This window comes from Bradyrhizobium sp. ARR65, assembly GCF_000472385.1.
In the GTDB taxonomy this organism is placed as follows: domain Bacteria; phylum Pseudomonadota; class Alphaproteobacteria; order Rhizobiales; family Xanthobacteraceae; genus Bradyrhizobium.
The window spans coordinates 62,782-88,920 of the sequence record NZ_AWZU01000007.1 but is presented as its reverse complement, the minus strand read 5'-3'; the positions used below and the strand labels follow the sequence as shown (position 1 = coordinate 88,920).

Below are 26,139 nucleotides of genomic sequence, written 5' to 3'. Positions count from 1 at the left end.
TGACGATGGACGTAGCCGAAGCTTTGCTTCGGCGTTAAGAACGGCCGTCCAAGGCGGCCTATGCCTCTCCTCGCGCGGGGAGAGGTGACCCGAAGCAAGCTTGCGCGGACCACCCATGGCTTTTTTTGTCGTTCAGTTCCTGACCGGTCTCGCCAGCGCAGCGTCGCTGTTTCTGGTGGCGTCGGGTCTGTCGATCATCTTCGGCGTGACGCGGATCGTGAATTTCGCCCATGGCGCCTTCTATATGCTGGGCGCCTATGTCGCCTACACGCTGACGGAACGTTTCGCCGGCGCATTCGGATTTTGGGGTGGCATCGTCGCCGCAGCGATCGTGGTCGCCGTGATCGGCGCCGTGGTCGAGATCGTGCTGCTGCGGCGTATCTATCACGCGCCGGAGCTGTTCCAACTGCTCGCCACCTTCGGCCTGACGCTGATGGTCGAGGATCTCGTGGTGCTGACGTGGGGGCCGAATGATCTGCTTGGTCGCCGAGCCCCGGGCTTCAAAGGCGCAGTGGACTTTTTCGGTCAGAGCGTCCCGAGCTACGACCTGTTCCTGATCGTCTTCGGTCCCGTCGTGCTTGGCATCCTCTGGCTGCTGTTCCAGCGCACCCGCTGGGGAGTCTTGGTCCGCGCGGCGACGCAGGATCGCGATATGGTGGCGGCGCTCGGCGTCAATCAGAAATGGCTGTTCACCAGCGTGTTCGCGGTCGGCGTTTTTCTCGCGGCACTGGGTGGGGCGCTGCAGATCCCGCGCGACGCGGTCAACCATGCGATGGATCTGCGGGTCATTGTCGACGTGTTCGTCGTGGTCGTCATCGGCGGGCTCGGCAGCATTCTCGGCGCTTTTGTCGCGGCGGTGCTGGTCTCCGAGCTCAATGCCTTCGGCATCCTCATATTCCCCAAGATCTCGATCATCCTCGTGTTCCTGGTGATGGCGGTGGTGCTGATCGTGCGTCCCTGGGGTCTGTTCGGCAAGCGCGAGGCGCCGGCGCGCCGCACGCCGGGTCTTACCGTCAATCCGTGGCGGCCATTGACGGGAAGCGAGCGGCTCGCAGCCTGTGCCCTGCTCCTCTGTGCGGCCGCGCTGCCTTTGGTCGGCGGCAACTACGCCGTCTCGGTCGGCTCGGAAATCGCGATCTTCGTGATCTTCGCGATCAGCCTGCATGTACTGATGGCCGTCGGTGGTCTCGCTTCCTTTGGTCACGCCGCCTATTTCGGGCTCGGTGCCTACGGCGTCGCGTTCCTCGCCAAGATGGCGGGCCTGCCCATGATCGCTTGTTTGCTGCTCGGCCCGCTGCTCGGCTGTGTCGGCGCGGCCGTGTTCGGCTTCTTCGCCGTGCAATTGTCCGGTGTCTATTTCGCGATGCTGACTTTGGCATTTGCGCAGATCGTCTGGTCGGTTGCCTTCCAATGGGTTGAGGTTACCGGGGGTGATAACGGCATTTTGAGCGTGTGGCCGGAGCGATGGGCGGCGAGTCCGTCGCATTTCTATTGGCTTACCCTCGCCATCGCCGCGCTGGCGGCCGTCGGCTTGCGCATTCTCGTGTTCTCTCCATTCGGCTTTGCGCTGCGCGCGATGCGCGATTCGCCGCTGCGCAGCGAAGCGATCGGCATCAATGGCAAGCGCATCCAATGGACGGCCTTTGTGATCAGCGGCACGGTGGCCGGGGTTGCCGGCGCGCTATTTGCGTACCTCAAGGGCAGCGTGTTTCCCGACAGCTTGGGCATTCCCCTGTCGGTCGATGCCCTGGTGATGGTGCTGCTCGGCGGCGTAGAGACGGTCTCCGGCGGCATCATCGGCGCCATCGTGTACAAGGCGCTCAACATCTGGCTGGTGAGTCAGACCGACCTGTCGAAACTCGTGCTTGGCGCTTTCATCGTGCTGATCGTGGTCGCGTTCCCGAAGGGCGTCGTCGGGATGCTGGAGATGATCCGGCATCGTCATCGTGACGGCACGCCCAAGGCGACCTCGCTCATTGCTTCACGGATCGAGACCGCCGAATGAGTACTGCGCCCACATTGCTGTCGGTCGAAGGCCTGACCAAATCCTACGGTGGCGTGCATGCCGTGCGCGGCGTCTCGTTCTCGCTTCAGGCCGGCGAGATCCTGGCGCTGATCGGCCCGAATGGCGCGGGCAAGAGCACCTGCTTCGACATGCTCAACGGCCAGATCACGCCCGATAGCGGCCGCATCCGTCTGCTTGGCGAAGACACCACCGGGCAGCCGCCGCGTACGATCTGGCGCCTCGGGGTCGGGCGCACCTTCCAGATCACCGCGACCTTTCCGACCATGACCGTGCGCGAGAATGTGCAGGTCGCATTGGTGTCTCATGGCAGACACCTCTTCAATGTCTGGACCACGATACGGAACTTTGCGGGAGCAGAGGCGGGCGGTCTGCTCGAGTTGGTCGGCATGGGCGGCTATGCCGATCGCCCTTGCGGCGAATTGGCCTATGGTGATCTCAAGCGGCTGGAGCTTGCAATCGCGCTCGCAAACAAGCCAAGGCTGCTATTGATGGATGAGCCGACCGCGGGTATGGCGCCGCGTGAGCGCATCGAATTGATGCGGCTGACCGCGCGGATCGCGCGGGAGCAGTCGATCGGCGTGCTCTTCACCGAGCATGACATGGACGTGGTATTCGAGCATGCCGACCGTATCCTGGTGCTCAACCGCGGCACTTTGATCGCGCAGGGCTCTCCGGCCGAGGTGCGCCGGAACAGCGAAGTTCGGGCGATCTATCTTGGCGAAGGCCTGGTCTATGATGCCCGGCATCGCGAGGGAGCGGCTCCATGAAGCTGTCCGTGCAAAACCTCAACAGCTACTATGGTCCGGCGCATATCTTGTTCGATATTGCGCTCGAGGTGGGCGCGGGCGAAGTGGTGGCGCTGCTTGGGCGCAACGGCGCCGGAAAGTCGACCACCTTCCGCTCCATCGTCGGACTGGTCGCGCAACGCTCGGGGCGCATCGAATTCGAGGGAAGAGACGTATCCAGTCGGCCGACGCATGAGATCGTCCGCGGCGGATTGGGCTATGTGCCCGAGGAGCGGCGTATCTTCACCGACCTGACGGTCGAAGAAAATCTGGAAGTCGGCCGCCAGCCGAAACGAGCGAACGCGCCTTATTGGACGCGTGAGAAACTGTTCGCGCTGTTTCCCAATCTCGGCGAGATGCGCCATCGTCCGGGAGGGCGGATGAGCGGCGGCGAGCAACAGATGCTGACGATCGCGCGGACCTTGATGGGCAATCCTTCACTGGTGTTGCTCGACGAGCCGTCTGAGGGGCTGTCGCCGAAAATCGTCGAGCAGATGGTCGAGGCCATCCAGACCATGAAGCGCGAAGGTGTCAGCATCATCGTCTCCGAGCAAAACCTGCATTTTGCAAGATTGATCTCCGACCGTGCCTACATCATCGAGCGCGGCCGGATCTGCTTCGGCGGCACCATGGCCGAACTCGACGCGCGTCCCGACATTCGCGACGCGCATCTTTCTCTGTGATCGGCGGTCGTTGAGAGGGCGGGCAACAATGGCAAGGGGCGCAGCGGCAAGGAGGAACGCGAAATCCGCGCGGCCGGCCTATATCCTCGATGAGCAGATCGGCTTCATCCTGCGCCTGGTCTGGCAGCGTCACACCGCGATCTTCGCGCGCGACATCGGCACTAACCTGACGCCGACGCAATGGGCGGCGCTGTCGAAGCTCGCCGAGACCGGGCCGTGCTCGCAGAACCAGCTCGGACGGCTGACCGCCATGGATGTCGCAACCATCAAGGGCGTGATCGATCGCCTGACGGCACGCGGGTTGACGGAGACGAGTTCTGATCCCGAGGATGGCCGACGCCTGCTGGTGAGCCTCACGCGCGCCGGCCAGCAACTGGCCGACAAGGTCGCGCCGAACGCGCTCGCAATCTCGAAGGAGACGCTTGCCCCGCTCGACGCCAAGGAGCGCGAAACGCTGCTCGCGCTGTTGAGCAAGCTGCGGTAAAGCCACACGCATCGCTGGCCTCCATCACCGTCACCCTGAGCGCGGCCGTCTCGAAGGCCGACGGCCCGGCTGTCGCAGCGGAGCCGTTCATCCTTCGAGGCTCGCTTGCGCTCGCGCCTCAGAATGACGGAACGGCCATCCTGCCTTACCGTCCCACGATCTCCGGCACCTTGGTTGCGGGCGGGGTGTTGCGGCTGCGCTGGGTGCGGACGATGCCGTCGATGATGGTCATGCCGACACCAGGGAGATCGCCGAGCTGCACGCTCTCCAATAGGTTCTTGCCGGGCGAGTGCTGGGCCTTGTCCATGATGACGAAATCGGCGGAGCGTCCGACCTCGATCAGGCCGCAGTCGAGCTGGCGCATGCGTGCGGTGTTGCCGGTAGCGAAGCAGAAGGCGATCTCCGCCGGCACTTCGCCGAGCGACGACAGCATCGAGATCATGCGCAGGATGCCGAGCGGCTGCACGCCGGAGCCGGCCGGTGCGTCGGTACCCAGAATGATGCGCGCCAGGTCACCCATCTCGCGTGCGGTGCGCAGCGTAAACAGCGCCGAGCGCTCATTGCCGTTATGAACCAGCTCAAGCCCGCGCTTGCAGCCCTCGCAGATGCAGCGGATCTGGTCGTCGGGAAGGGCGGTATGGCCGCCATTGATATGCCCGACCACGTCGGTATCGGCCTCCAGCACCACGTCCTTGTCGATCAGGCCGGAGCCGGGGATCGAGGGGCCGCCGGTGTGAATGGTGCTCTGGATGCCGTATTTGCGCGCCCAGCCGACCATCTTGCGCGCAGTGGGGCCGTCTTTGACGCCGCCGAGGCCCACTTCGCCGAGCAGCTTCACACCAGCTGCGGCGAGTTCCTTGAAGTCGTCTTCGACCATCTCGCATTCGATCACCGGCGCGCCGGCATGTACCTTCACGCCTCCGGGACGCAGCGTCCAGAACGCGCGTTGGGCGAAAATCGCCATCGCCTTCAGCCCGATGACGTCGCGCGGCCGGCCCGGCATATGCACCTCGCCGGCCGAGATCATGGTCGTGACACCGCCATGCAGGAAACTGTCGATCCAACCGATCTGGTTCTGCCGCGGCGTCCAGTCGCCCGCCACCGGGTGGACATGGCTGTCGATCAGGCCGGGCGCGATCGCCGTGCCGTTGGCATCGACGATGGTGGTGGCGCCCGCGGTGTCGACGTCTTTGAGGCGGCCAATGGCAGTGATCTTGCCGTTCTCGGCGACGATCGTGTCGGCATCCAGGATCGGCTTTTCCAGCGCGCCTGACAGCATCAGCCCGATGTTGCGGATCACCAGCTTGCTGGGACCGGTGGCTTGGGGCGCGTCATGGGCCATGGCGGCTGTTTCCTTCTGTTGGATTCGCGAGCTTTCCCAAATTTGAGCCCGGCTTGACGAAAGGATCAAGCCGGATTATTCATTTGTATACAAACGATCGTATACGAATAAATTGCCGGGTCAATCGCATCCTTGGAAAGGGCGAGATGAGCAATTTCAATCAGGAAAGCGTGCTGAGCGTCCATCATTGGACCGATAATCTCTTCAGCTTCACCACCACCCGCAATCCGTCGTTCCGCTTCCGCAGCGGCGAGTTCACCATGATCGGCCTTGAGGTCGAGCACCGGCCTCTGCTGCGCGCCTACAGCGTCGCCAGCGCGCATTATGAGGACCGGCTCGAGTTCTTCTCGATCAAGGTACCGGATGGCCCGCTCACCTCGCGGCTCCAGCACCTGAAGGAGGGCGACGAGATCATCGTCAGCCGCAAGGCGACGGGCACGCTGGTCATCGACAATCTCGAAGACGGTCGCAATCTCTACCTGATCGGCACTGGCACGGGCCTTGCACCGTTCCTGAGCGTGATCAAGGATCCGGAGGTCTACGAGCGGTTCGAGAAGGTGGTGCTGCTGCATGGCTGCCGCCGCGTTGCCGAGCTCGCCTATGGCGAGATGATCACGGAAAAGCTGCCGAACGACGAACTGCTCGGCGAGCTGGTACGCCGCCAGCTCATCTACTATCCAACCGTGACGCGCGATCCGTTTCGCAATCGCGGCCGGATCACGGACCTGATCATGTCAGGCAAGTTGTTCGCCGATATCGACCTGCCGGATCTCGAGCCACAACATGATCGCGTGATGATCTGCGGCAGCCCGGCCCTGGTGCGGGATTCCCGTGAGTTGCTGGTGGGCAAGGGTTTTGTGGAGGGCAACCACGGCGAACCGGCGCAGTTCGTCGTCGAGAAGGCGTTTGCGGAGCGGTGAGCGCTTGCTCGCGGCGAACTCTTAAGTAAGTCCCGTCACCCTGAGGCGCTCGCGACAGCGAGCCTCGAAGGGCGACGGCCTGGCTGTCACAGCGTGGCCGTTCATCCTTCGAGCCTCGTGGAGCCTGTCATCGGGCCGCGCTTCGCGTGGACCCGGTGGCGAGCACCTCAGGATGAGGGATTGAGTGGAGTGCCCGCTTCGGCACACGACGATCGTGCTCTAGCGCGCGGCCGCGCGCTCATCGCCACAAATTGGTGCGCGCGAGTTCGAGGACTTCGTCCGTCCGTCCGCTGAGCACCGCCTTGACCATGTAGAGCGTAAAACCTCTGGCCATCTCGGTCGTGATCTTGGGCGGGATCGCCAATTCCTGGCGGTTCACCACCGCGTCGATCAAGACCGGCCCGTTATGTGCGAGCGCTTCGCGGAGCTTGGTGTCGACGTCGCCGGGATCTTCGATCCGGACGCCGCGGATACCCGTCGCCTCCGCCATCGCAGCGAAATTGGGGTTTTTGAATTCCGTGCCGAAGTCAAGAAAGCCGGTCGATTTCTGCTCGAGCTCAATGAAACCGAGCGCGCCATTGTTGAAGACCACGACCTTCACGGGCAGGCCGAGCTGCGCGAGGCTGAGAAAATCGCCCATCAGCATAGTGAAGCCGCCGTCGCCCGACAGCGAAATCACCTGGCGCCTGGGAAACGCCGCCTGCGCTCCAATGGCCTGCGCCATCGCATTGGCCATCGAGCCGTGCCAGAACGATCCCAACAAGCGCCGTTTGCCGTTCATGGCGAGATAGCGTGCCGCCCAAACCGTTGGCAGGCCGACGTCGCACGTGAAGATCGCATCCTCCGCGGCGAAATCGCTCAGCGCCTTTGCGATCTGCTGCGGGTGTACCGGTTTGCGGCCCGGCGCGCCGGTCGCAAGTTCATCAAGTGCGGCGCGGCTCCTCGCGTAATGCGCCGACGCCTTGTCGAGATATCCGCGATCCTTCTTTTCGGTCAGAAGCGGGAGCAGGGCGCGCAGCGTCGCGCCGATGTCGCCGACGAGCCCGAGCTCGATAGGCGTGCGCCGGCCGAGATTCTCGGGTCGGATATCGACCTGCGCAATGCGGGCGCCGCCTTGCGGATAAAACTGGCGGTAGGGGAAATCGGTTCCGAGCAGAAGCAGCGCGTCGCAGTCGTTCATGGCATAATAGCCGGAGGCAAAGCCGATCAGCCCGGTCATGCCGACGTCGTAGGGGTTGTCCCATTCGACATGCTCCTTGCCGCGCATGCTGTGCACCATCGGCGACTTCAGCTTTTCGCCCAGCGCAAGCAGCTCATCATGCGCGCCGGCACAGCCGGCGCCGCAAAGCAGGGTGACGCGTTCTGCGCCATTCAAGAGATCGGCGAGCGCTTTGATGTCGTCTGCCCTGGGGACCACGATCGGCGGGTGCGGAACCAGGTCGATGGCTGACGCGTTCGCCGCCGTGGTCGCGGACTGCAGTGCGACATCGCCGGGGATCACGATGACTGAAACGCCGCGCTTGCCGATCGCTTCGCGAATGCCGATCTCGACGGCGCGCGGCATCTGGTTGGCGTTGGAGATCAGCTCGCAGAAATGGCTGCATTCGCGAAACAGATTCTCGGGATGAGTCTCCTGGAAATAGCCGGAGCCGATCTCGGCCGAGGGGATGTGCGCGGCGATCGCGAGCACCGGAACGCGCGAGCGGTGGCAATCGAACAGACCATTGATGAGATGGAGATTGCCGGGGCCGCAGCTTCCGGCGCAAACCGCGAGACTGTCCGTAAGATGCGCCTCGGCGCCCGCCGCAAAGGCCGCGACTTCTTCGTGGCGGACGTGGATCCACTCGATCTTACCCTGGCGGCGGATCGAGTCCGTGAAACCGTTCAGGCTGTCGCCTACGATTCCGTAGATGCGCTTTACGCCCGAAGCGGCCAAGGTTTCGGCGAACTGGTCTGCAACCGTGGTCATGATGGTCTTTCCTTAGCTGATAGCCAGACGTCTCTCTCGGAAAACAAGTCTACGACTTGAGCATTTGTTCGCCCATGCATCGGTCGAGATTTTTCGTGCGTTCTCGACAAGGGCACCGAGGGATTTTGTCACAAGAGGGCATGGAGAGTGCATCTCCGGAAGCTTCACAAGTACGATGCCACCGTCAATTTTGCGGCAGATTGCAGTAGAGTATCAAACCGGATTGAGGCGAGATTTCCTTCCCGCGCTTCACGCGCTTGGCATCGGGCGGGATATTTCGACCCGCTCGGGTGCAATCAGGCAGAGCCGCCCATCGATGTCCCTGACCAGGGTGTGGATATAGAAATGCGTGGACGCAGCATCGTCCGCGCCCATCACCGGCGAGGGGGCCGATATGATCTTCATTGAGCCGCAGGTGCCGATCCAATCGGTATGACGATGACCGTGCATCACCACGATGCGCGACGCGAAGGGCTTGAGCTTGCGTACGAACCAACTGCCGTTGACGAGGGCCGTTCCGACGCGCTCGGAAAACGCAACAGGCATCGGATATTCCAGGAGGTGGTGATGCAGCGCGATGATCCACGCCGCGTCGGGGAATTTGTCGAGGGCGGCGACAAGACGACGCGCCTGTTCGGCGGATATGACGCCCAGCGCGTTCGTGAAGGAAAAATGGCTTTCGGTGTTGGAATTGAGAATCGCAACTCCCAGGCCATCCGGCTCGCCAGGCAGCACAATCATGGGAAATTGATCCCCGAAGATATGGCCGAGGCCCATGGCGAGACGCAAGCCGCCGTGCTCCGCGAAGTTTGCAATTGGCGTGCGATAGGGCGCCAGCGCCTCGTTGAGGCTACGCATCGGTTTGTCGTCGACATTGGCAATGTGGACGCGATCGCCCTGCACCGCTGCAATCGCAGATAGCGTGCGCATCTGCCGCAGGCGCTTGCCGGGGCTGAAGGGCAGATCGAGCCGCGCCGGGTTGGCCCGGTCAACGATGTTCAAATCGTGGTTGCCCGGCAACACAATCATGCGGGCAATGAGGGCCGGATAGCGGGCGATCGCGTCGAGGAATTCGGCCCACTCGGTGGCGCGGCCGGCATCCGTCATGTCACCGCTGATGAGGATGAGGTCCAGAGGGCGCGTCGCATGGATCTCCGCGAGGCGCTCGAGAGCGCGACAAAGGCGCGCGTTGCCGCGCGGACCACGGCGGCCGCTTTCGATGCGAAAGCCATATCTCTCTCCGACCGTGTGCAGATCCGAAAGATGCGCGATACGAAAGTGGCGGCCAGCGGGCGCGACGTCGAATGCGGGGAAATCCGCCGGCTGGTCCATGGTGGCATCCGCGAAGCCCCAGACCAGCGAGGCGGCCGCAAGATAAGCCGTTACCAGAACGACGGCATTCGCGATCATCGGCACGATCAGGCGATGCACCAACGCAAGTTCAGCGACCGTTCCGGTCCAGCGTGAATACGGCCAGACCAGCACGAGGATCACAATCGCGCATGCGCACATGATGACGCCGGCGGCAGCCGAGCTTGCCGCACGCAGCCGTGCCCGCCGGATATTGGTCATGCGGCCGGCGAAGGCTCGCTCCGCCAGGTGGCGGAGCAGTTCGGCGCCGAGGAGGTAGCCGGGCTGCACGACCAGCGCGTTGAGCGCCCAGAAGTTGCTCTCGGCGATGCGCAGGAACGGCCGCCATGCGAGCCATCCGATCGCCGCGCTGGCGGCCAGCACGAGGGCGGCACCGATTTCCGTCAGCGCCTTGACGTGTGCGGAGAGGCTTGCGAACCACACCGTGACCGCCAGCGGTGCAAGGCCGAGCAGCACGGCCGGGAGCACCAGCGACATGATCCAGGCGAACAGCAATTTGGGCAGGCTGATTTCCACCAGCACGCTGCTCGCTATGGCGAGCAGCGATCTCTGCGCCGGGCTGGCGGCATCGTCCTCGACGTCGCCGCCACGCGGATCGATGAGCCGGCGCTCAAGATCGCCGGCATCCTCCGATGCGCCGGATTCCGTAATCGACCGCGTCATGGTCCAGGCCCATGCCTCGCATCGAACGCGGAGGAGTTTTCCTCTGCTCAGCAGAGAGTATCAATCTCCTGGCGGAATGCCAGCGACCGATTGCGCGTGATCCCCCTCTACAGGGCTCGTGAACGACTCTCAAACTAGCTCGCGCGGACATTGAGCCGGTCGAACCGCGCCTTTTGCTCGTCTGTCAGGGAGCCATAGAACTTCGTCAGCGCGGCTTCGGTGGTGTGGAGCGCATCCGACATCGCGCTCAGGCGCTCTTCCATCGCGGCAAGGCGGCCGGTCGGCGTCAAGCTCTGCGCGGGCTGGCATTTCGCCTGCATGATTTGCGCGGCCTTCGCTGTGGCGTCGTCGAGCGCTTTCAGGCTGTCCTCCTGATCGGGATTGAGATGCAGGCTGCGCACGATCTTATCGATGGGCAGGGCTTGCGTGCCGGCGTCCTGCGAGTTGCAGACGCGCTCGATGTCGGCGGGCTGCGCGGCGGTCGCCTGCGCACTCTGGTCCAGCGCATTGAAGCGCTCGCGCTGCTCGTCATTGAGCGATTGATAGAATTTGTCGAGCGCCGGCCGCACGATCTGCACCGCCTTCAGCATCGCATCCACCCGCGCGCGCATTGCGGCGAGCCGGCCGGTGGGCGTGCTCGGCAGTTCGGTGGGGCATGCCGCCTGCAGGACCTTTACCGCCTCGATCGACGCGGATTTCAGATCATCAAGCAGCCCTTGTTGCTGCTGATCCGGATTGACCTGCTGCGCGATCTTCTGGATCGAGAAATCCGTCACACCCTGGGCTTCACCCGAGCAGATCCGCGAATTGCCGCCAAAGCTGTTAGTCGTCGTCGCATTGGTTGTTCGCGCGTAGACCCGTTGCGAGGCTGCGGAGCCCGCGTAGGCATAAGCGTCTTCCGGCGCGTAATATTCGGGTGCATAGCCGCCATAGATGCCGGCATAGACATCGTCGAAGGCGTAGGGCCAGAACGTGTCGTAGGCATAGGGCGCGAAGGTGTAGTCGATGAAGTCGTCATAGGCGTAGGGCCAGAACAGCGGGCCGACAAACCCCAGCACCGCGAGGTGGTGATGATGGTGACGACGCCAATCCTCCGCCCAGGCCGATTGCGTGAAGCGGCCGCGGAAAGTCGGTTGCGCCGGGCTCGCCGCTGTCCGACCAACCCTGGCCGCCGCCTGGCTGGCGAATACCGGATTTTGCAGGATCGGCGCGCGTCGGGCTTGCGCCAAGCGCGCCTGATCCGGCGCGGCCTGGCCGCGTCCTATCGTCTGGCCCGGGGCCATGTTTGGATGAGCGGTGGCACCAATGGTCTGACCCGGAGCGGGGACGTGCTGCTGCCGCTCAGCCCGGGGTGCGCCGGGGCCCGGCCTCTGGCTCACCACCGCGGGTCGGGAAGGTGGCAGATTGGACAATGCGTGCCGGTTTGGCTGTGGACCATGCGCTGCGCCGAAGTGTTGCGGCGGGCCTGATACGATCCTTCCAGGGTGCGGTCCGCCGGGGGCATGGGGCGCATGCGCGAACGCATTGTGGGGCGCCACATGGGGCGCCGCGCGCGGCGCGGCAAAGTGCGGAGCAGCGTGCATTTCCCCAAAGTTGCGTGGCGGCGCCGAGATGTGCGGCGCGGCGAAATGCGGTGCGGCCGCATGCGGGGCGGCGAAGTGAGGCGCCGGTGCCGCCACATGCGGTGCCGCGAAATGAGGAGCTGCCATTTGCGGCGCGGGATGTGGCGCCGCCATCTGTGGGGCCGCGATGTGCGGGGCACCTCCCATTGCCGGCGGGCCGCCACGCCCCGGATGCCCCGGCTGCGCCATTGCTTGCGCTGCAAGCGCGAGTGGCGCCGATACCAGCGCGCATACCACGATACGGTGCACACGGCACGACATGGTCAGAACTCCACATTGCGCCCAACTTCAAACGCTTGCGCAGGTGCAATTGTTCCCATCGGGTGAAGGCGCGTCACCCTCTTAAGGGCTGCATCGAATAAGGTTGCGTCGAAGCGCATTCGCTGCATCCCGTCATAGGGTGGCGTCATCGTGAAGCGGGGGCCTCAAAGCAAGCCGGCCCGGCTCTCGCAGCCGATCCGATGTCATTCATATCGCCCGCCGACCATTGCCGACGTCGCAATCGATCGATTGCATCGTTCATTTTGAACAAGACGATGCGTTGGATCGGTAGACCAAAGCGGCCTATCCCTCCAGAGATGTCACCGACCACGAGGAGGGCTTCATGAACAATCGGAGATCGAACGTCGACCGGACGCTTCGAGTCGCGGATCAGGCGCGATCAGCCGAGCGGCTGACCCGCCGGCACTTTCTCGCGCAGGCAGCTCTCGCCGGGGTCGCCCTGTCTGCAGGACCGGCTTTAGCCGGCGAGATGATCAAGCTGCCGCTCGCCGGCGAACCCCGGGAGCGGCTGGTCACGAATGACTTTCCTCAAAAGGGCAGCATGATCCTGCAGCGCACGCGTCCGCCGCTCCTGGAGGCGCCACTCGAGGTGTTCGATCGCGGTGTGTTCACGCCGAACGAGCGGTTTTATGTGCGTTGGCACTGGGCGGTGATTCCGACCTCCGTGGATGTCAATGCCTTCCGCCTTGCGGTCCGCGGCCACGTCAACCAGGTTCTTTCGCTCTCATTGGATGAACTGGTGCGGATGCCGCGCGTCGAACTGGCCGCGGTCAATCAGTGCTCCGGCAATTCGCGCGGGCTGTTCACGCCGCGCGTAGCGGGCGCGCAATGGGCGCACGGCGCCATGGGCAATGCACGCTGGACCGGCGTGCGACTGAAGGATGTGCTGGATCGTGCCGGCGTCAAGGCGGGTGCGATCGCGGTTCGCTTTGATGGGCTGGACGAGCCGGTTGTGCCGGATGCGCCCGACTTCAAGAAGTCGCTGCTGATCGATCACGCCCGCGATGGCGAGGTGATGATCGCCTATGCGATGAACGGCGAGCAATTGCCGCTCCTCAACGGCTTTCCATTCCGTCTGATCGTGCCCGGATGGTACTCGACCTACTGGGTCAAGATGCTCAGCGACATCGAGGTGCTGGACAAGCCCGACGACAATTACTGGATGACGACGGCCTACACGATTCCCGATACGCCTCACGCCAGCATCGCGCCTGGCCAGACCGGCGTGAAGATGGTCCCGATCAACCGCATGGTGCCGCGGTCATTCATCACCAACATCGAGACCGGCGCATCCATCCACGTCGGCGTCGGCTCTGTGGTGCGCGGCATTGCCTTCGGCGGCGATGCGGGTGTGAGCAAGGTGGAATTTTCCGCCGATGGCGGCATGTCCTGGCGTGAGGCGCGGCTGGGCAAGGATTACGGCAAATACAGTTTCCGGCAATGGGAGACCGATCTCACGCTCACCCAGGCGGGCAGTCACACGCTTATGGCACGCTGCACGAATGCGCAAAACGTCGTGCAGCCGAGCACGGCAAACTGGAACAACAGCGGCTTCATGCGCAACGTCGTCGAGCCGACGCAGGTCAGAGTGATCTAGGAGTTGGTCATGTTCAGAGCAACGCTCTCCATCAGCCTCCTAGTCATCGCCGTGTCCTGGTCGGCGCCGGCGCACGTTCAGGAAGGGCCCGCATTCAAAGCGGTCAGTGTTGATCTGCCAAGCGGAGACGCTCAATTTCCAGGCGGAGCGGAGGCCGATACAATAAACAACAATTGTCTCGCCTGTCACTCCGCCGACATGGTGTTGAACCAGCCGTCATTCCCGAGGGCGGTTTGGGACGCGGAGGTACACAAGATGATCAAGGTTTATCGGGCGCCGATCGATGAAGCCGACGCAGCGCGAATTATTGACTATCTGGCGAACACCAAGGGGACGAATTGACGCATGGAGCGAGAGGTGCCTGCACCATAGTCGCCGCCTTGCAGGGCGCGGGGGATGCTGGGAGCAAACGGCCATGAGCGCGGACGGATTGATCACAATCCAAAGTGAGGCGGCCATTCACACCATGATCGGTGTGCTCAGGGCAATTGCAACCGCAGCCATATCGGCCGAAGAAGCCGAGGAATAAGGTTCTCGTTCTTACGTTGCAAGGCAACGCGCTACAAGCAATAAGCTTGTTGTCGGCAAGAACCGATCGACGGAAACTCCGTTGTCCTTGTCTCGAACAAGCACGACGGATGGTTTCCATGAGTGCAACGGGTCTAGACGTATTCGACAGGACAATCCATCTCACCAATACCTGGCTCGACGAAATGATGGCAAGCCTGCCGCGCGACAAGCAGTTGGCTTGGCACGCCCTCGGTGCTGTGTTGCGGACGGTGCGTGACCGGGTTCCGATCAATCTTGCGGCGCATCTTGGTGCACAGTTGCCGCTGCTCGTTCGCGGCACATATTACGATCAGTGGCGTCCGAGCGACACGCCGCAGAACTGGCGCTCGGCGGACGAATTCTTCGCGCTGGTTTCCGCGCAGCTTGCATCCGTGAAACCCATTGACGTGGTTGATGCGTCTCGCGCGGTGTTCCGAGTGTTGAATCATCATGTCGATCCTAACCAGGTGGAGAAGATCAAGCACGCGTTGCCGGAGGAAGTTCGTTCCCTCTGGCCGGCGAACAACGCGCAACAGTCTTCAGCCGCCTGATCAGACGGAGCCGATTATGACAAAGAAGCCTCCTGTGCCGCCGGACAACCAAAGCCACAAGGGTACCGGCGACGCTAAATCCGGAAATGCACACCAGGTCCAGCGCTCGTCGACGCGCGCAACCAACCCCGATGAGCAGGGCCAGCAGGCCAATATCAAGCAGAACACGACCAATCAGGGCTACCAGCAGGACCGTTAGGATCATGTCCACTTCGACCAAAACGCCCGCGAGTATCCGTCAGGGCGGTCCCGGCGCTGCGCATGAAGATGCCAAGGCGCCGCGGGAGATCAAGAAACCCACGGCCGATGATCCGCAGCGCAGGCATAGCCGCGTATCGGGCGGCGGCGGCGAGCACGACAGTCATCATGCGCACCAGCCGGAACAAAAGGGCGGTGGCAGCCATCCAGCCGAGAAGGGGAAATCATGACCAAGCATCCGAAGTTGAACAGGCCCACCAATACCGATCTTCTCCGCAATCCTCTGATCGGCGGTTCGAAGGGCCTGACCATGGCGCAGGCCGCGCCTGAGGACCTCGACGAGATCGTTGGCGAAAACACCATCGAGGGTGACGTAGAGAATGATACCAACCCTCAGGGCGGCATCGACGAAGGGCCGCGCCTGCAGGGGCGGATCCATCGCGGCGGCGACCACGGCGGCCCATCGCGAAGGATGCAGTTACAGGGCAAGAAGACCCATGAGCAGCAATTGCGAATACTGGAGCGGAAGCCCGATGTTCCCGACTCGCGACAGGTCGAGCAGGATATCGCGCGCCTGCAGGCGAATGGCGGCGCGCGTCTTGCCAGGCACGAGGGGCGGCAGTCCGAGTTTCCGGTGAGCCGCGGCGGCCTCAATCAGGAGAGCCGGCACAACAAGCATAACCGTCCGGCTGCGAAGGGACGCCCCTGACGACGAACAATGCGTTCGCTGGAAAAGGATCGACTATGGTCAATAGAGCAGGCAAGCATTTTGGCGGCAGCGCTACGGACAAAGGCAAGGGCGCCGGGACCGGCGGGATGACGGACCTTCAGGACGATCTCGTCGGCGAGAACATGGTGCTGTCCAACCGCGACAAGGCCGAGCATTCGCGCGATCGCGGCCAGGATCGGAAATGGCTGGAAACTGAACAGCGGCACGATCACGCAGCCAACAAAGGGCGGGGATAGGGCACGCGTAAGTGGCGAGCCGTGCAGAGCGTCCGTCGGTCAGGTTGCAGAACCGGACAGCGCCTAGACTAGTCGAGCACGGAAGCTCCGGTAATCACGCCTTCATTGCCGCGCAGATCGAGCGCGCCGGAGATTCTCTCTCCGGTGCGGTCCATGAACGTCGAAAGTAGGATTTCGCCGTCGAGCCCAATGGCGTCGGAGGCAAGTGACACTGGATCGGGGCCCAGGTTCAAAACCACGGTCAGCGAAGCGCCCTCGCGGTGGCGCCGATAGATCAGGAGATCGTCATGCGCAGCGATCGGCGCGTAGCTGCCGATGACCAGCGGCGGCCGTTCTCGCCTCAATCGGATCAGCGCTTTGTAGAGACTGAGGATCGATCGCGGATCCGCGTCGAGATTGGCGACATTCTCGTGTATGAAATCATCGGCGAGCGGCAGCCATGGCAGTGCGGTGGAGAAGCCGGCATTGGTCGTCGCCTCCCATTGCATCGGCGTCCGGCAGCCGTCACGGCCGACGCCTAATCCCGGCACGTTCTTCTCAAAGGGATCGCGCACCTGCTCCGGCGCGATGGCGACCTGATGCATGCCGATCTCGTCGCCGTAGTAGAGCGTCGGTGTGCCGCGCAAGGTCAGCAGCAGCATCGCTGCGATGCGCGCCTGGTCTGTGCCAACCCGGCTCGCGACCCGGGGACGATCGTGGTTGCTCAGCACCCAGTTGGGCCAGGCGCCCACGGGCAGTGCCCGCTCATATTCGGCGATCAGTGTTTCGATGCTGCGCGCATTCCATGTCGCCGAAAGCAAGGTAAAATTGAAGGGCAGGTGTGCGCCGAGGAGGTCCTTGCCATAGTAGGCGACCAGCCGCTCGATCGGCAGATAGATTTCGCCGATCAACACCCGCGCGTCGAATTCGTCCGTCACGCGGCGCATTTCCGCGATGACCTCGTGAACTTCGGGCCGGTCGGTCGAGAACAGGGGCAGAAATCTCTGGTGCGGCGGCTGGCCCTCGCGAAAATTCGCATTTGGTGGATTATCGCGAAACTCTGCGTCCTTGATCAGATGCCAGATCACGTCGACGCGAAAGCCGTCGACGCCCTTGCGCAGCCAGAACCGCATGACGTCATATATGGCCTTGCGTACCGCCGGATTGCGCCAGTTCAGATCTGGCTGCTGGGCCAGGAATGCGTGATGGTAATATTGGCCCGTCGCTACATCGTATTGCCAGGCGCTGCCCCCGAAATCTGAGAGCCAGTTGTTGGGCGGCTGGCCTCCAGGCCTGCCGTCACGCCAAAGGTACCAGTCGCGCTTCGGGTTGTTGCGCGAACTGCGGCTTTCGACAAACCAGGGATGCTGGTCGGACGTGTGGTTCGGCACCAGATCGAGAATGAGCTTCAAGCCGTTTGCATGCACGGCCGCAAGCAGTGCGTCGAAATCGGCCATCGTGCCGAACAGCGGGTCGATAGCGGTATAGTCGGAGATATCGTAACCGAAGTCCGCCATCGGCGAGAGAAAGATCGGCGAGAGCCAGACCGCGTCCACGCCGAGAGAATTCAGATAAGGAAGCCGACGGATAATGCCCGGCAGATCGCCGATGCCATCACGATTGGAATCCTGGAAACTGCGAGGATAGACCTGATAGAAAATCCCACGTTGCCACCATAGCGTGTCCTTCATTTCCATATCAGAGCATCCATAGAAACTGGACCTGTGGTTCTCGGCGAACGTCGCCGGGTCGTACACCGTCAAGCTGACCATGTCCTGACAAACTGCTCTAGGAACAATCAGGCCCCGCAAAGGTTGCCTTGGCCAGCGGAGCGCATCGATGTGAATTTTCGGAAATTTTCGGAAAGACGATAGATGGTGGCAGCACGCCGTCATTTACGAAGTTGCGCTGATATCCTTTCAAGATGGTAACGGCGACGGCAAGGCGGATCTTCCCGGGCTCCTGCAGCGGCTGGACTATTTGAAGTGGCTCGATGTCGATGCAGTGTGGCTGACGCCGATTTACAAGACCCCGATGCGGGATTTTGGCTACGACATTGCCGATTTCTGTGCGATCGATCCGGCGTTTGGCGCGATGGAAGATTTCGATCGCCTGCTCGAAGCGCTGCAGATGCCGGCATCCGGCTGATCCTCGATCTCGTGCCCAATCACACGTCCAACGATGCGCGCGCGCAATGATGTGTTGTGCTACTACCGCACATTGGGCCGCACCAAAATGATGGTCGGCCTGAACATCGCCAATGAGCCGAGGCAATGGAAGTGGGACGGCCGCGCGCAGCGGCTGATCTCGACCTATCTCGACCGCTCGGAGCATCGCGTCGAGGGCCGATGTTGCTGCGCGCGAATGAAGGCATGGTCGTGCTGCAACAGTCGCCTTCATAGCCCTGCTATCGTTCGAAATCGCACAACGCCAGGAACGCTTGCGTGCCCCGCTGGTTGGCAGGTCTTCGAAACCTCCAGGAGCCAGTGATGAAGACATTGATGTTGGTTGCGGCGGGCGTACTCGCTCTTTCGGCAGCTTCAGCTTCGGCGCAAGCCGTTGAGGGCAGGCGGGGCTATCACGATAATAGCGGAGTGACGACCTACGGTCCTGCCCCCATGGATGGCGGCTATACGCGTGAGCGCGGCCGCCGCGTCGTACCGGACGGAACGGTCGGCATGGGCCGCGATAGGTTCGGCAACACCTCCAGTGAAGGCAATGTCGGTCCCCGCACCAATAACAACAGCGGTCCGCAGCCGGGCGGCAGGTAAAGGCGATCTTGGCTGTTTCACACGATTCCGGACGCCTGCCTCGGCCGGCGTTCGGGGGCGCCGCCGTCGCTGACAACGGCTTTGACGAAGTCGATACCTTTCGCCTCCGTTCCGAACAGGGTCAGCACAACAATCGCCACCGCGACGGTTGCTGCCACCATGGCAAGCGCCAGGCCGAAGCTGCCGCCGAATTGCGCGGCCATCGTCGCTTGCAGCGGTGCATTGACGGAGGCGAGGAGGTTGCCGATCTGATAAACGAATCCGGGAAATGTGCCGCGGGCGGTCGCGGGCGAGAGTTCGTTGAGATGTACGGGGATGACGCCCCAGGCGCCTTGCACCATGAACTGCATGAAGAATGCGCCGATTGCGAGCACGACGACGCTGTTGGCGAAGGCCCAGGGCGGGATGGCGAGCAACGAGAGAAGGGCCGCGACGATGATACAGCGCCGGCGGCCATAGCGCTCCGACAGTGAGCCGAACAGGATGCCGCCGCAGATGGCACCGACATTGTAGATGATCGCGATCAAGCTGACCTCGTGCGGCGAAAGCTTCCGTTCCACCTGCAGGAAGGTCGGATAGAGATCCTGCGTGCCATGACTGAAGAAGTTGAAGGCGGTCATCAACACCACGGCATAAATTCCGAGACGCCAATGCGATCTGAGCAGCTTCATCGTGTCCGCACTGTCGGCACGGTTGCGCTCGAAGCTGGGCGATTCCGGGACGTTTCGGCGAATGTACAGGACGAGCAGCGCCGGAACGACGCCGACCATGAACATCCCGCGCCACCCGATATACTGAAACAAGAGGCCATAGACGATCGACGCAATGAAATAGCCGGCCGGATATCCCGATTGCAGCAGCCCGGAAACGAAGCCGCGGGCATGAGCGGGAATGCTCTCCATCGCGAGCGACGCGCCGACGCCCCACTCGCCGCCCATCGCGATTCCGTAAAAGGCGCGCAGCACGATCAGCGCCGTCAGGTTCGGGGCGAAGCCCGAGAGGAATTCGAGCGCCGAGTAGAGCAGCACATCGGCAATGAGGGTTGGACGACGCCCCCAGCGATCGGCGGCGCGGCCGAACAGAAACGCGCCGACCGGGCGCATGGCGAGGGTGACGAGAATCGTAGTGCTGACGCGGGAGATGTCAGTGTTGAACTCGGCCGCGATGTCCTTCAACACGAAGACCAGCAGGAAGAAGTCGAACGCATCGAGAGACCATCCGAGGAAGGTTGCCGCGACGACGTGTCTTTGCTCGCTTGTCCAGCCCGAAAGCGCACGAATGGTCACCAGCTATCGCCTCCCGCGGCGCAGGGTGCGGAGAGTAGATGCAGCCGGACCCCGGGGCTTGCTCACGTGCGGTCGCACGCCGCGCCGATTCTTCGGTAAATATCCCTGATTGGCAGCAAAGTCGCATGCTGCCGCAAACATGATTTTGACGGAACGAACCGCCGGGATTCGGCGGCTCGTCGATTGGTGAAAATTGCGTCGCCGTAAAGTGCGGCCGCCCGTCAGGTCACCGGCACCGGCCGGTCTGCCTCGATGGTGCGCTCGGTTGCCGTGCGCTTGCTGGCGGGGTCAGCCGGCATCTGGACGATCCGCATCCGCTGTCCGAGGACAAGGTCCGTCACCTTCACGATCTTGCCGTTCGAGAACTCAAGCGCGTCATGGTGTTGCGCGGGCTTGTCCAGATCGATCTGCCGGAATCGCGCGAGCCTCGCGCCGATACTCTTGCGGAAAATCGTCCCCTCGGCAAAAGCGTTGTGTTCGAAGGCGATCTCGGTCCCGGGACGCAGGCAAACAGCGACCGTCGGATCGGCAGGCGAGGCGAACCCTCTGGTATGGGTGCCCAGGAACTTGGTGGACACCAGGATTTCCGAGGCTTCCGCCGGTCGCGAGGCCACGGCATGCAGGCTATAGTCGCACATGACGAACTCCTAATTGTCATCAGCACCAAGGCCGCAACTTCGGACTCACTTACTTGTTCCTCTGTAGCGCTGCGCAACGGCGAAAGTGATGAGTTGGGCGTCAAGCTGCGTCTTAGGCAATCGGAATAGGCGGCGCGGCTTCGCCCGAGGTGGGCGCCCGCAAACGCGAGAGCTGGGATGAGCGCACTGACAGTCTTCCTGCGATGCAGCTTGCACTCGCCGGCGGAATTGGACGATTAGTAGACCCGGGCTGGCAGCCAGGCCTCGTGCTACAAGGCAGCTTCAGCAAATGAGCTGCGGAAAACTCCTGGAGGGCTGCTCCGCTTCTTCCTTCTCGACGGCCGCGATCGCCTTGTTGGCGAGCATCAAGGGACGGTGTTCGCCTGAATTGAACATGGTCAGGATGCGTCGCGCGGCCTTCTCCTGCGCGCCCAGACGATCATAGCCGCGCAGCACCAAGTATCGCGTCGCAATATCAAGCGCCTCATATAACACTTTGGTCTGGTCGCTGGGATACGGCAAAAACATACGTCCTCCTCATGAAGCGAACGCCTGCCTTGTGCTGTCGTTCCAGCCCGAGCGAGGCAATCCTCGCGCGCACTACGTGGCGCGGCGACCCGTCTTGGAGCTATAGGGACCCATGGGCGGGCGTCTCAGGCCTTCCGGCAAGACCTCTTCTTGGCTTGGCATCGGTTCGGACCGCACGTCCGCGCCGTCCTGCGCCGCTTCGTGCTGCGTGATCGCTTCATGGACCTGGTCCGGCTGCGGCCGGCCTGCATCATTGATGGCGTCATAACTCCCGGAACGGACGTCCCGGAAATCGGTACCTGCAAAGCTGTCTCTCTTGTTCATGCGAATAATCCTTGGCGGCTCTCGAATGATAATCGGCATACGGGGATTCGTTCCGGGCTCGCCGCGCCAGGCCTTGAACGCTCAGTAATGTTTGACGGCCGCGCCAAACGCGACCCACAACGCGACCGAGAGCAGCCCCAATCCGCCGAGCAGAAGGAAGGCCGGGGCAAAGCCGATCCATTGCGCGATCCAGCCACCGAGGGCCGGGCTGAGTGCTGCACCTGCACCCTGGATCGTGATCACGGCGCCTTGCGCGAGGTTGACGCGGCCGGTTCCGTTCAGCGAGCGCGCCACCATGCCCGGCACGGCGACGCTCTGCAAACCGGCACCAATACCGTCCAGGATCTGGACGGGAACGACGCCCCACCAGCCCGTCAGGAAAAAAGCGAGGATTCCGCGTAGTGGCAAAGCCAGGAAGGAGGCGAGAAGGATGGGCCAGTAGTTCCGGCTTTCCGCGGCTCGCATGCCGAGCACGGAAGCGATGATCATCACGCCTTGCGCGATGACGATGGTGGCGGCGACGAAGCTGGGGCCATTCGTCGTCTGACCGTCCGATACCGCTGCCATGCCGTAGAGGGGAACGATCGCGGCGCTTCCAAGGTGAAACGCCGCCAGCGCGAATGCGAGGACCAGCAGCGGCTTGTGCTTGAGCAGCACCCGCAGGGCGCTCGGGCGGCTTTCTGGATCATCCTCCTTGCTGCCGCGCGCGGCGCGGTCGTTGATCGAGCGAGGCGGTATCATCAGTACGCAGGCGATCGTGATCACGCCGAACAAGGCCGACAGCAGAAAGACGGCAACGTAACCGAACTGCCACCCCAGGTATCCTGACAGGGCGGCCCCCGCCATGTTGCCGGCATGATTGAAAGCCTGGTTAAGGCCGTTTTGGCGATTGAATCCACGCTGCCGGACGATGCCGAGGGTGATGCCGGTGACGGCCGGCACGATCGCGGCGCCCGCGATGGAGGTCGCAATTTGCGACACGGTCACCGCCCAGAAGCTTTGCCGGAGCAAGATGATCGAGGACGCGGCGACCACGGCCACGCCCGGGATGATGACCCATAAGCGCTTGCGCTTTGATGCGTCGATAGCCGCGCCCACGGGCGTCGTGATCAGCATGCCGGCAACATTGCCGACGGTCATGGCTGTCCCGATCATGCCGCTGGCCCAGCCGTGCTGTAGCAGGAACACGCCGACGAACGGGCCGATGCCGGACTGCATGTCGGCCATGAAGAAGTTTATAGCGAGCAGGGGCCAGAGGCGCGTCGCTGTTGTCTTGTTTCGTCGCGGCGGCTTGTCGGCCATTCCTTGCAGGTTCCGTCAACGCCCGGGACGCTGGAGAGCGTGATTCCTATAACAGGCTGCTCATTTGCAGGGTTCATCATGCGATCGTGTATTTTGCCGCATCGGTCGCGGCGGCATGAAGCTGCAGCTCGGAGGAACGAGTTCGCGCGCAACCGGTTGAGCGCATGAAAGCTCCAAGCGGGAGCAATATCATGCTTCAGTCCACTGAGCCGCTTTATTCTCCTCAACGGCGGGAGGTCCCGCCGCCGTTTTCGTCGATCAGCACGCAATTCGGCGACAAGGGTTTCATGATCGCCTCGATCGATGAACTCGTCACCTGGGCCCGCACAGGCTCGCTGATGTGGATGACCTTCGGGCTTGCCTGCTGTGCCATCGAGATGATGCAGATGTCGATGCCGCGCTACGATGCCGAGCGCTTCGGCTTTGCGCCGCGCGCCTCGCCTCGCCAGTCGGACGTGCTGATCGTCGCCGGCACGGTCTGCAACAAGATGGCGCCGGCCCTGCGCAAGATCTACGACCAGATGCCGGAGCCGCGCTATGTGATCTCGATGGGCTCATGCGCCAATGGCGGCGGCTACTACCATTATTCCTACTCGGTCGTGCGTAGCTGCGACCGCATTCTCCCCGTGGACATCTATGTCCCGGGATGCCCGCCGACCGCGGAAGCCTTGCTCTACGGCGTGATGCTGCTGCAGCAGAAGATCCGGCAGACCGGATCGATCGAACGATAATCACAGCACCTGAGGCAACGAGCCGCTAGCTGCCGATAACGCTCGACATCAAGGCGGCTTCCGCCTTGCTCACGTGCCGCTCCTTGTGTCTGATCGCGTAGAACGAGCGCTGGGCGAACTCGCCTTCCAACCGGAACAGGGTCTTGGTCGCGATGGCGTTTTCGACCACGAGGTTGGAAATGGCGGCCGCGCTGGTGCCGGCTTCGACCGCACTGCGGATCGCTTCATTTGAGGCGAGCACAAGCTGCACATTAAGGTCCGCAAGCTTCAGGCCACGCTTCTTCAGGGCTGCTTCGAGCATCGCGCGTGTGCCGGAACCGGATTCGCGCAGTATCCAGCTCGTGCGGGTCATCCAGTCCTGAGGCAGCTTTCTCTGCTTGGCGAAGGGATGGCGAGGGCCGACGACGATGACCAGGGCATCGCCGTCGAGACGGCGCACAGCGAGCGCGCCGTCATCGATCTCCCCCTCGACGAAGCCGACGTCGGCCGTGCCGTCGCGCACATCGCTTGCGACCCGTTCGGTATTGGCGATCCTGACGCCGACCTCGATGCCGGGATAAGCCGCCTGAAACGCCTGCAGCCTGGGCGGCAGCCAATAGTTGGCGACAGTCTGGCTGGAAGCGAGCGTCAACTTCCCGGTTTTCAATCCTGCGAGATCGTGAAGGGCCTGTTCGGCGGAGCGGGCCCTTGCGAGCACGCCGCGTGCTTCACCCAGGAAGATTTGGCCCGTCTGCGTCAGAACGATGCCGCGTCCGACGCGATCGAACAGCCTGATGCCGTAACGCGCCTCCAGCGCCGCGACGGCCGCGCTCGTGGCGGATTGCGTCAGATTGAGTTCGCGCGCGGCCTGCGTGACATGTTGCTTCTCTGCGACCGCAACGAAGATCCGGAGCTGTTCGAGCGTCATGACGGAATCACCCCAAGAAGGTTGGACTAAACGAATTGTTAGACGAGCTTAATCAGGGCCAGGCTGACGCTTGCTATGAAAAGAAAGGAAATCGCGCCCAGAAGGGCCGGCCGCAGTCCCTTCGCCCGGATTTTCGAGACGTCAGTCTCCAGGCCCATCGCGGCCAGCGCGACCGACAGCAGGAACGTCGTGACAAGCGCGATCTCCTTGCTGACCTCCGGTGGAATCCGCATCGCGCTGTTGAGCGCAACAACGCCAATGAAGCCGAGAACGAACCAGGGCAGCGGCGGCCGTGCCGTCCCGGCCGCGCTGCGGCCGGCCGCGAGGCGTTGCATGATGCTCAGGGCGAACACGACCGGTGCAAGCAGCATCACCCGGGCCAGCTTGACGATCGTGCCGAATTCGCCGGCGCGCTGGCCGTTCTGGAAGCTTGCCGCAACCACTTGCGCGATTTCATGGATCGAAGCGCCGCTCCACAGACCGTATGCATGCGGATCGAGATGCAGCAGCCGGGGCAGAAGGGGATAGGTAAACATCGCGACGGATCCGAACACGGTCACGCATGCGACGGCATAGGCGACGTCCTCATCATGGGCCTCGGCAACGGTATTCGTCGCGATGATCGCGGACGCGCCGCAGATCGATGTCCCGGCGGCAATGAGCTGCGTAAGCTTGCGATCGAGCTTGAGGAGGCGACCGAGCCAGACGGTGAACAGGAAGGTCGCGGTCAAGCTCGCCGCGACGATGATCAAGCCGCGTCCTCCGACGTCAAGGACTTGGCCCACCGTCAATTGAAAGCCAAGCAGGACGATCGCAATGCGAAGCAGCCGCCGCAGGCTGAAGTTGATACCGGGTTTTGCGATTGCTGGCGTGCCGATGAAATTGTGGAAGGCCATTCCGAGCACAATGGCAAGGATCATCGGACTGAATGCAGTCATTCCCGGAACGGCATGTGCGAGGAATGCGCTCACCGCGATGGCTCCGGCAAGCAGCACGCCCGGTGCTGTCTCCAGCGCGGCGGGCGGATGGAATGCAAGTCCTGCATGAGCGGCGCAATCGGTGGCGGGAGATGCAACTCGGTTCTTGGGTGCGGTCGTCATGGGTGGCTCCTCAATTGGGCTCGCCCAAATATCGATCGCTGCGATCGATTAATCCAATAGATCGTTTATGTCAAAATATTCGATGTTATCGATTAATCGAGCGCGGGGGCATTTTAGTACAGGACAGGCGGCCGTGCGCCGCCGTCCCAGAGAGGCTGGCCGCGCGGTACGAAAAAAGCCCCGCAAAGGTGCGGGGCTCTTTCTGTTCTGCGTGTTCTGGGCGCTGCGCCAGTCGATGCGGTCAGCGGCCGCCGGGAGCCGGACCGTTGTTGTTGGTCGTGCCCGGGCCGACATTGCCTTCACTCGAGGTGTTGCCCCTCGTGCTGCGGCTCATGCCGGTCGTTCCACCTGATGACTTCATGTTGGAGCCGGTCGTCATCGACGAGGTGTGAGAATGCCTGGTGTGCTTGTACGACTTCGCTTGCACGGCAAGAGGCGAGGCGGCCAAGCCCGCTGCCAGCAGTACGGCAATTGCCAGTCTGGTCTTCATCATGAACGGGAACTCCCTTTGTTGGATGACACGCGTGGGAAACTTCTTTCCTTGGGAACGGTTCCCACCTTGCTG

General features: G+C 62.7%; 27 protein-coding genes and 1 pseudogene. 15 read left to right on the top strand and 13 right to left on the bottom strand.

Annotated features, from left to right (window positions below; all coding sequences use genetic code 11):
* The first annotated feature begins 115 nt into the window (after positions 1-115).
* The 4 genes from F758_RS0110720 to F758_RS0110705 are packed head-to-tail and all read left to right on the top strand — an operon-like array spanning position 116 to position 3,978.
* Entirely contained in the window at positions 116-2,005 is a 1,890-nt protein-coding gene (locus F758_RS0110720; protein ID WP_024507871.1) for an ABC transporter permease, read from the top strand.
* A complete protein-coding gene (locus tag F758_RS0110715) occupies positions 2,002-2,793 on the top strand; it encodes an ABC transporter ATP-binding protein (protein ID WP_024507870.1) in 792 nt (263 codons plus the stop codon). The genes F758_RS0110720 and F758_RS0110715 overlap by 4 nt, the downstream gene beginning before the upstream one ends.
* Complete coding sequence (locus F758_RS0110710; protein ID WP_024507869.1) at positions 2,790-3,494, top strand: ABC transporter ATP-binding protein; 705 nt, start codon at positions 2,790-2,792, stop codon at positions 3,492-3,494. The genes F758_RS0110715 and F758_RS0110710 overlap by 4 nt, the downstream gene beginning before the upstream one ends.
* Positions 3,495-3,522: 28 nt before the next feature.
* Positions 3,523-3,978 (top strand): MarR family winged helix-turn-helix transcriptional regulator, encoded by a 456-nt coding sequence (locus F758_RS0110705; protein WP_024507868.1) that lies wholly within the window; start codon positions 3,523-3,525, stop codon positions 3,976-3,978.
* 145 nt (positions 3,979-4,123) lie between these two features.
* On the opposite strand, the gene F758_RS0110700 is transcribed toward F758_RS0110705, so the two are convergent.
* Entirely contained in the window at positions 4,124-5,320 is a 1,197-nt protein-coding gene (locus F758_RS0110700) for an amidohydrolase family protein (RefSeq protein WP_024507867.1), read from the bottom strand.
* Between the two features lie 146 nt (positions 5,321-5,466).
* On the opposite strand from F758_RS0110700, the gene F758_RS0110695 reads away from it, so the two are divergent.
* The gene (locus F758_RS0110695; RefSeq protein ID WP_024507866.1) at positions 5,467-6,240 is read left to right on the top strand and encodes a ferredoxin--NADP reductase; all 774 of its coding nucleotides are present in this window, start codon (positions 5,467-5,469) and stop codon (positions 6,238-6,240) included.
* A gap of 238 nt (positions 6,241-6,478) precedes the next feature.
* Here the strand turns inward: F758_RS0110695 and poxB are convergent, their stop codons facing one another.
* The 3 genes from poxB to F758_RS0110680 form a co-directional block, all read right to left on the bottom strand.
* Complete coding sequence (poxB, locus tag F758_RS0110690) at positions 6,479-8,209, bottom strand: ubiquinone-dependent pyruvate dehydrogenase (protein WP_035721616.1); 1,731 nt, start codon at positions 8,207-8,209, stop codon at positions 6,479-6,481.
* 249 nt (positions 8,210-8,458) lie between these two features.
* Positions 8,459-10,243, bottom strand: coding sequence for a metallophosphoesterase (locus F758_RS0110685; protein ID WP_024507864.1), 1,785 nt, complete (start codon positions 10,241-10,243; stop codon positions 8,459-8,461).
* 134 nt (positions 10,244-10,377) lie between these two features.
* Complete coding sequence (locus F758_RS0110680; protein WP_084305217.1) at positions 10,378-12,126, bottom strand: Spy/CpxP family protein refolding chaperone; 1,749 nt, start codon at positions 12,124-12,126, stop codon at positions 10,378-10,380.
* Positions 12,127-12,469: 343 nt separating this feature from the next.
* On the opposite strand from F758_RS0110680, the gene F758_RS0110675 reads away from it, so the two are divergent.
* The 7 genes from F758_RS0110675 to F758_RS0110635 all read left to right on the top strand — a co-directional run bounded on the left by F758_RS0110675 (position 12,470) and on the right by F758_RS0110635 (position 16,008).
* Complete coding sequence (locus F758_RS0110675; protein WP_024507862.1) at positions 12,470-13,744, top strand: molybdopterin-dependent oxidoreductase; 1,275 nt, start codon at positions 12,470-12,472, stop codon at positions 13,742-13,744.
* Between the two features lie 9 nt (positions 13,745-13,753).
* On the top strand, positions 13,754-14,086 hold the full coding sequence (locus tag F758_RS0110670) for a sulfite:cytochrome C oxidoreductase subunit b precursor (RefSeq protein ID WP_035721610.1): 333 nt from the start codon (positions 13,754-13,756) through the stop codon (positions 14,084-14,086).
* 305 nt (positions 14,087-14,391) lie between these two features.
* Positions 14,392-14,844, top strand: coding sequence for a DUF2267 domain-containing protein (locus F758_RS0110660; RefSeq protein ID WP_024507860.1), 453 nt, complete (start codon positions 14,392-14,394; stop codon positions 14,842-14,844).
* Positions 14,845-14,860: 16 nt separating this feature from the next.
* Entirely contained in the window at positions 14,861-15,043 is a 183-nt protein-coding gene (locus tag F758_RS0110655; RefSeq protein WP_035721607.1) for a hypothetical protein, read from the top strand.
* 4 nt (positions 15,044-15,047) lie between these two features.
* Positions 15,048-15,272 (top strand): hypothetical protein, encoded by a 225-nt coding sequence (locus F758_RS0110650; RefSeq protein WP_024507858.1) that lies wholly within the window; start codon positions 15,048-15,050, stop codon positions 15,270-15,272.
* Positions 15,269-15,751, top strand: coding sequence for a hypothetical protein (locus F758_RS51675; RefSeq protein ID WP_245286456.1), 483 nt, complete (start codon positions 15,269-15,271; stop codon positions 15,749-15,751). The genes F758_RS0110650 and F758_RS51675 overlap by 4 nt, the downstream gene beginning before the upstream one ends.
* 35 nt (positions 15,752-15,786) lie before the next feature.
* Positions 15,787-16,008, top strand: a complete 222-nt coding sequence (locus F758_RS0110635) for a hypothetical protein (RefSeq protein WP_024507857.1) — start codon at positions 15,787-15,789, stop codon at positions 16,006-16,008.
* 68 nt (positions 16,009-16,076) lie between these two features.
* On the opposite strand, the gene F758_RS0110630 is transcribed toward F758_RS0110635, so the two are convergent.
* Entirely contained in the window at positions 16,077-17,684 is a 1,608-nt protein-coding gene (locus tag F758_RS0110630) for an alpha-amylase family glycosyl hydrolase (RefSeq protein WP_024507856.1), read from the bottom strand.
* Between the two features lie 148 nt (positions 17,685-17,832).
* On the opposite strand from F758_RS0110630, the gene F758_RS53190 reads away from it, so the two are divergent.
* Together F758_RS53190 and F758_RS0110615 are read left to right on the top strand one after the other, a co-directional pair.
* Positions 17,833-18,135: an alpha-amylase family glycosyl hydrolase gene (locus F758_RS53190; protein ID WP_502689131.1), complete on the top strand. Its 303-nt coding sequence runs from the start codon at positions 17,833-17,835 to the stop codon at positions 18,133-18,135.
* Between the two features lie 341 nt (positions 18,136-18,476).
* Complete coding sequence (locus F758_RS0110615; RefSeq protein WP_024507854.1) at positions 18,477-18,758, top strand: hypothetical protein; 282 nt, start codon at positions 18,477-18,479, stop codon at positions 18,756-18,758.
* Positions 18,759-18,775: 17 nt separating this feature from the next.
* On the opposite strand, the gene F758_RS0110610 is transcribed toward F758_RS0110615, so the two are convergent.
* From F758_RS0110610 to F758_RS0110590, 5 genes are all read right to left on the bottom strand, one after another.
* On the bottom strand, positions 18,776-20,047 hold the full coding sequence (locus F758_RS0110610; RefSeq protein WP_198026460.1) for an MFS transporter: 1,272 nt from the start codon (positions 20,045-20,047) through the stop codon (positions 18,776-18,778).
* Positions 20,048-20,265: 218 nt separating this feature from the next.
* The gene (locus tag F758_RS0110605) at positions 20,266-20,682 is read right to left on the bottom strand and encodes a hypothetical protein (protein ID WP_024507852.1); all 417 of its coding nucleotides are present in this window, start codon (positions 20,680-20,682) and stop codon (positions 20,266-20,268) included.
* A 282-nt stretch (positions 20,683-20,964) separates the two neighbouring features.
* On the bottom strand, positions 20,965-21,210 hold the full coding sequence (locus tag F758_RS0110600; protein ID WP_024507851.1) for a hypothetical protein: 246 nt from the start codon (positions 21,208-21,210) through the stop codon (positions 20,965-20,967).
* Between the two features lie 72 nt (positions 21,211-21,282).
* Positions 21,283-21,534, bottom strand: a complete 252-nt coding sequence (locus F758_RS0110595; protein ID WP_024507850.1) for a hypothetical protein — start codon at positions 21,532-21,534, stop codon at positions 21,283-21,285.
* Positions 21,535-21,615: 81 nt separating this feature from the next.
* On the bottom strand, positions 21,616-22,836 hold the full coding sequence (locus F758_RS0110590) for an MFS transporter (protein WP_024507849.1): 1,221 nt from the start codon (positions 22,834-22,836) through the stop codon (positions 21,616-21,618).
* A 272-nt stretch (positions 22,837-23,108) separates the two neighbouring features.
* Between F758_RS0110590 and F758_RS0110580 the strand changes: the two are divergent.
* A pseudogene (locus tag F758_RS0110580) lies at positions 23,109-23,567 on the top strand (NuoB/complex I 20 kDa subunit family protein); the annotation flags it as partial.
* 25 nt (positions 23,568-23,592) lie between these two features.
* Here the strand turns inward: F758_RS0110580 and F758_RS0110575 are convergent.
* From F758_RS0110575 to F758_RS0110565, 3 genes are all read right to left on the bottom strand, one after another.
* Positions 23,593-24,474 (bottom strand): LysR substrate-binding domain-containing protein, encoded by an 882-nt coding sequence (locus F758_RS0110575; protein WP_024507847.1) that lies wholly within the window; start codon positions 24,472-24,474, stop codon positions 23,593-23,595.
* A gap of 38 nt (positions 24,475-24,512) precedes the next feature.
* Positions 24,513-25,574: a YeiH family protein gene (locus F758_RS0110570; RefSeq protein ID WP_024507846.1), complete on the bottom strand. Its 1,062-nt coding sequence runs from the start codon at positions 25,572-25,574 to the stop codon at positions 24,513-24,515.
* A gap of 241 nt (positions 25,575-25,815) precedes the next feature.
* Complete coding sequence (locus F758_RS0110565; protein ID WP_024507845.1) at positions 25,816-26,067, bottom strand: hypothetical protein; 252 nt, start codon at positions 26,065-26,067, stop codon at positions 25,816-25,818.
* Positions 26,068-26,139 lie beyond the last annotated feature (72 nt).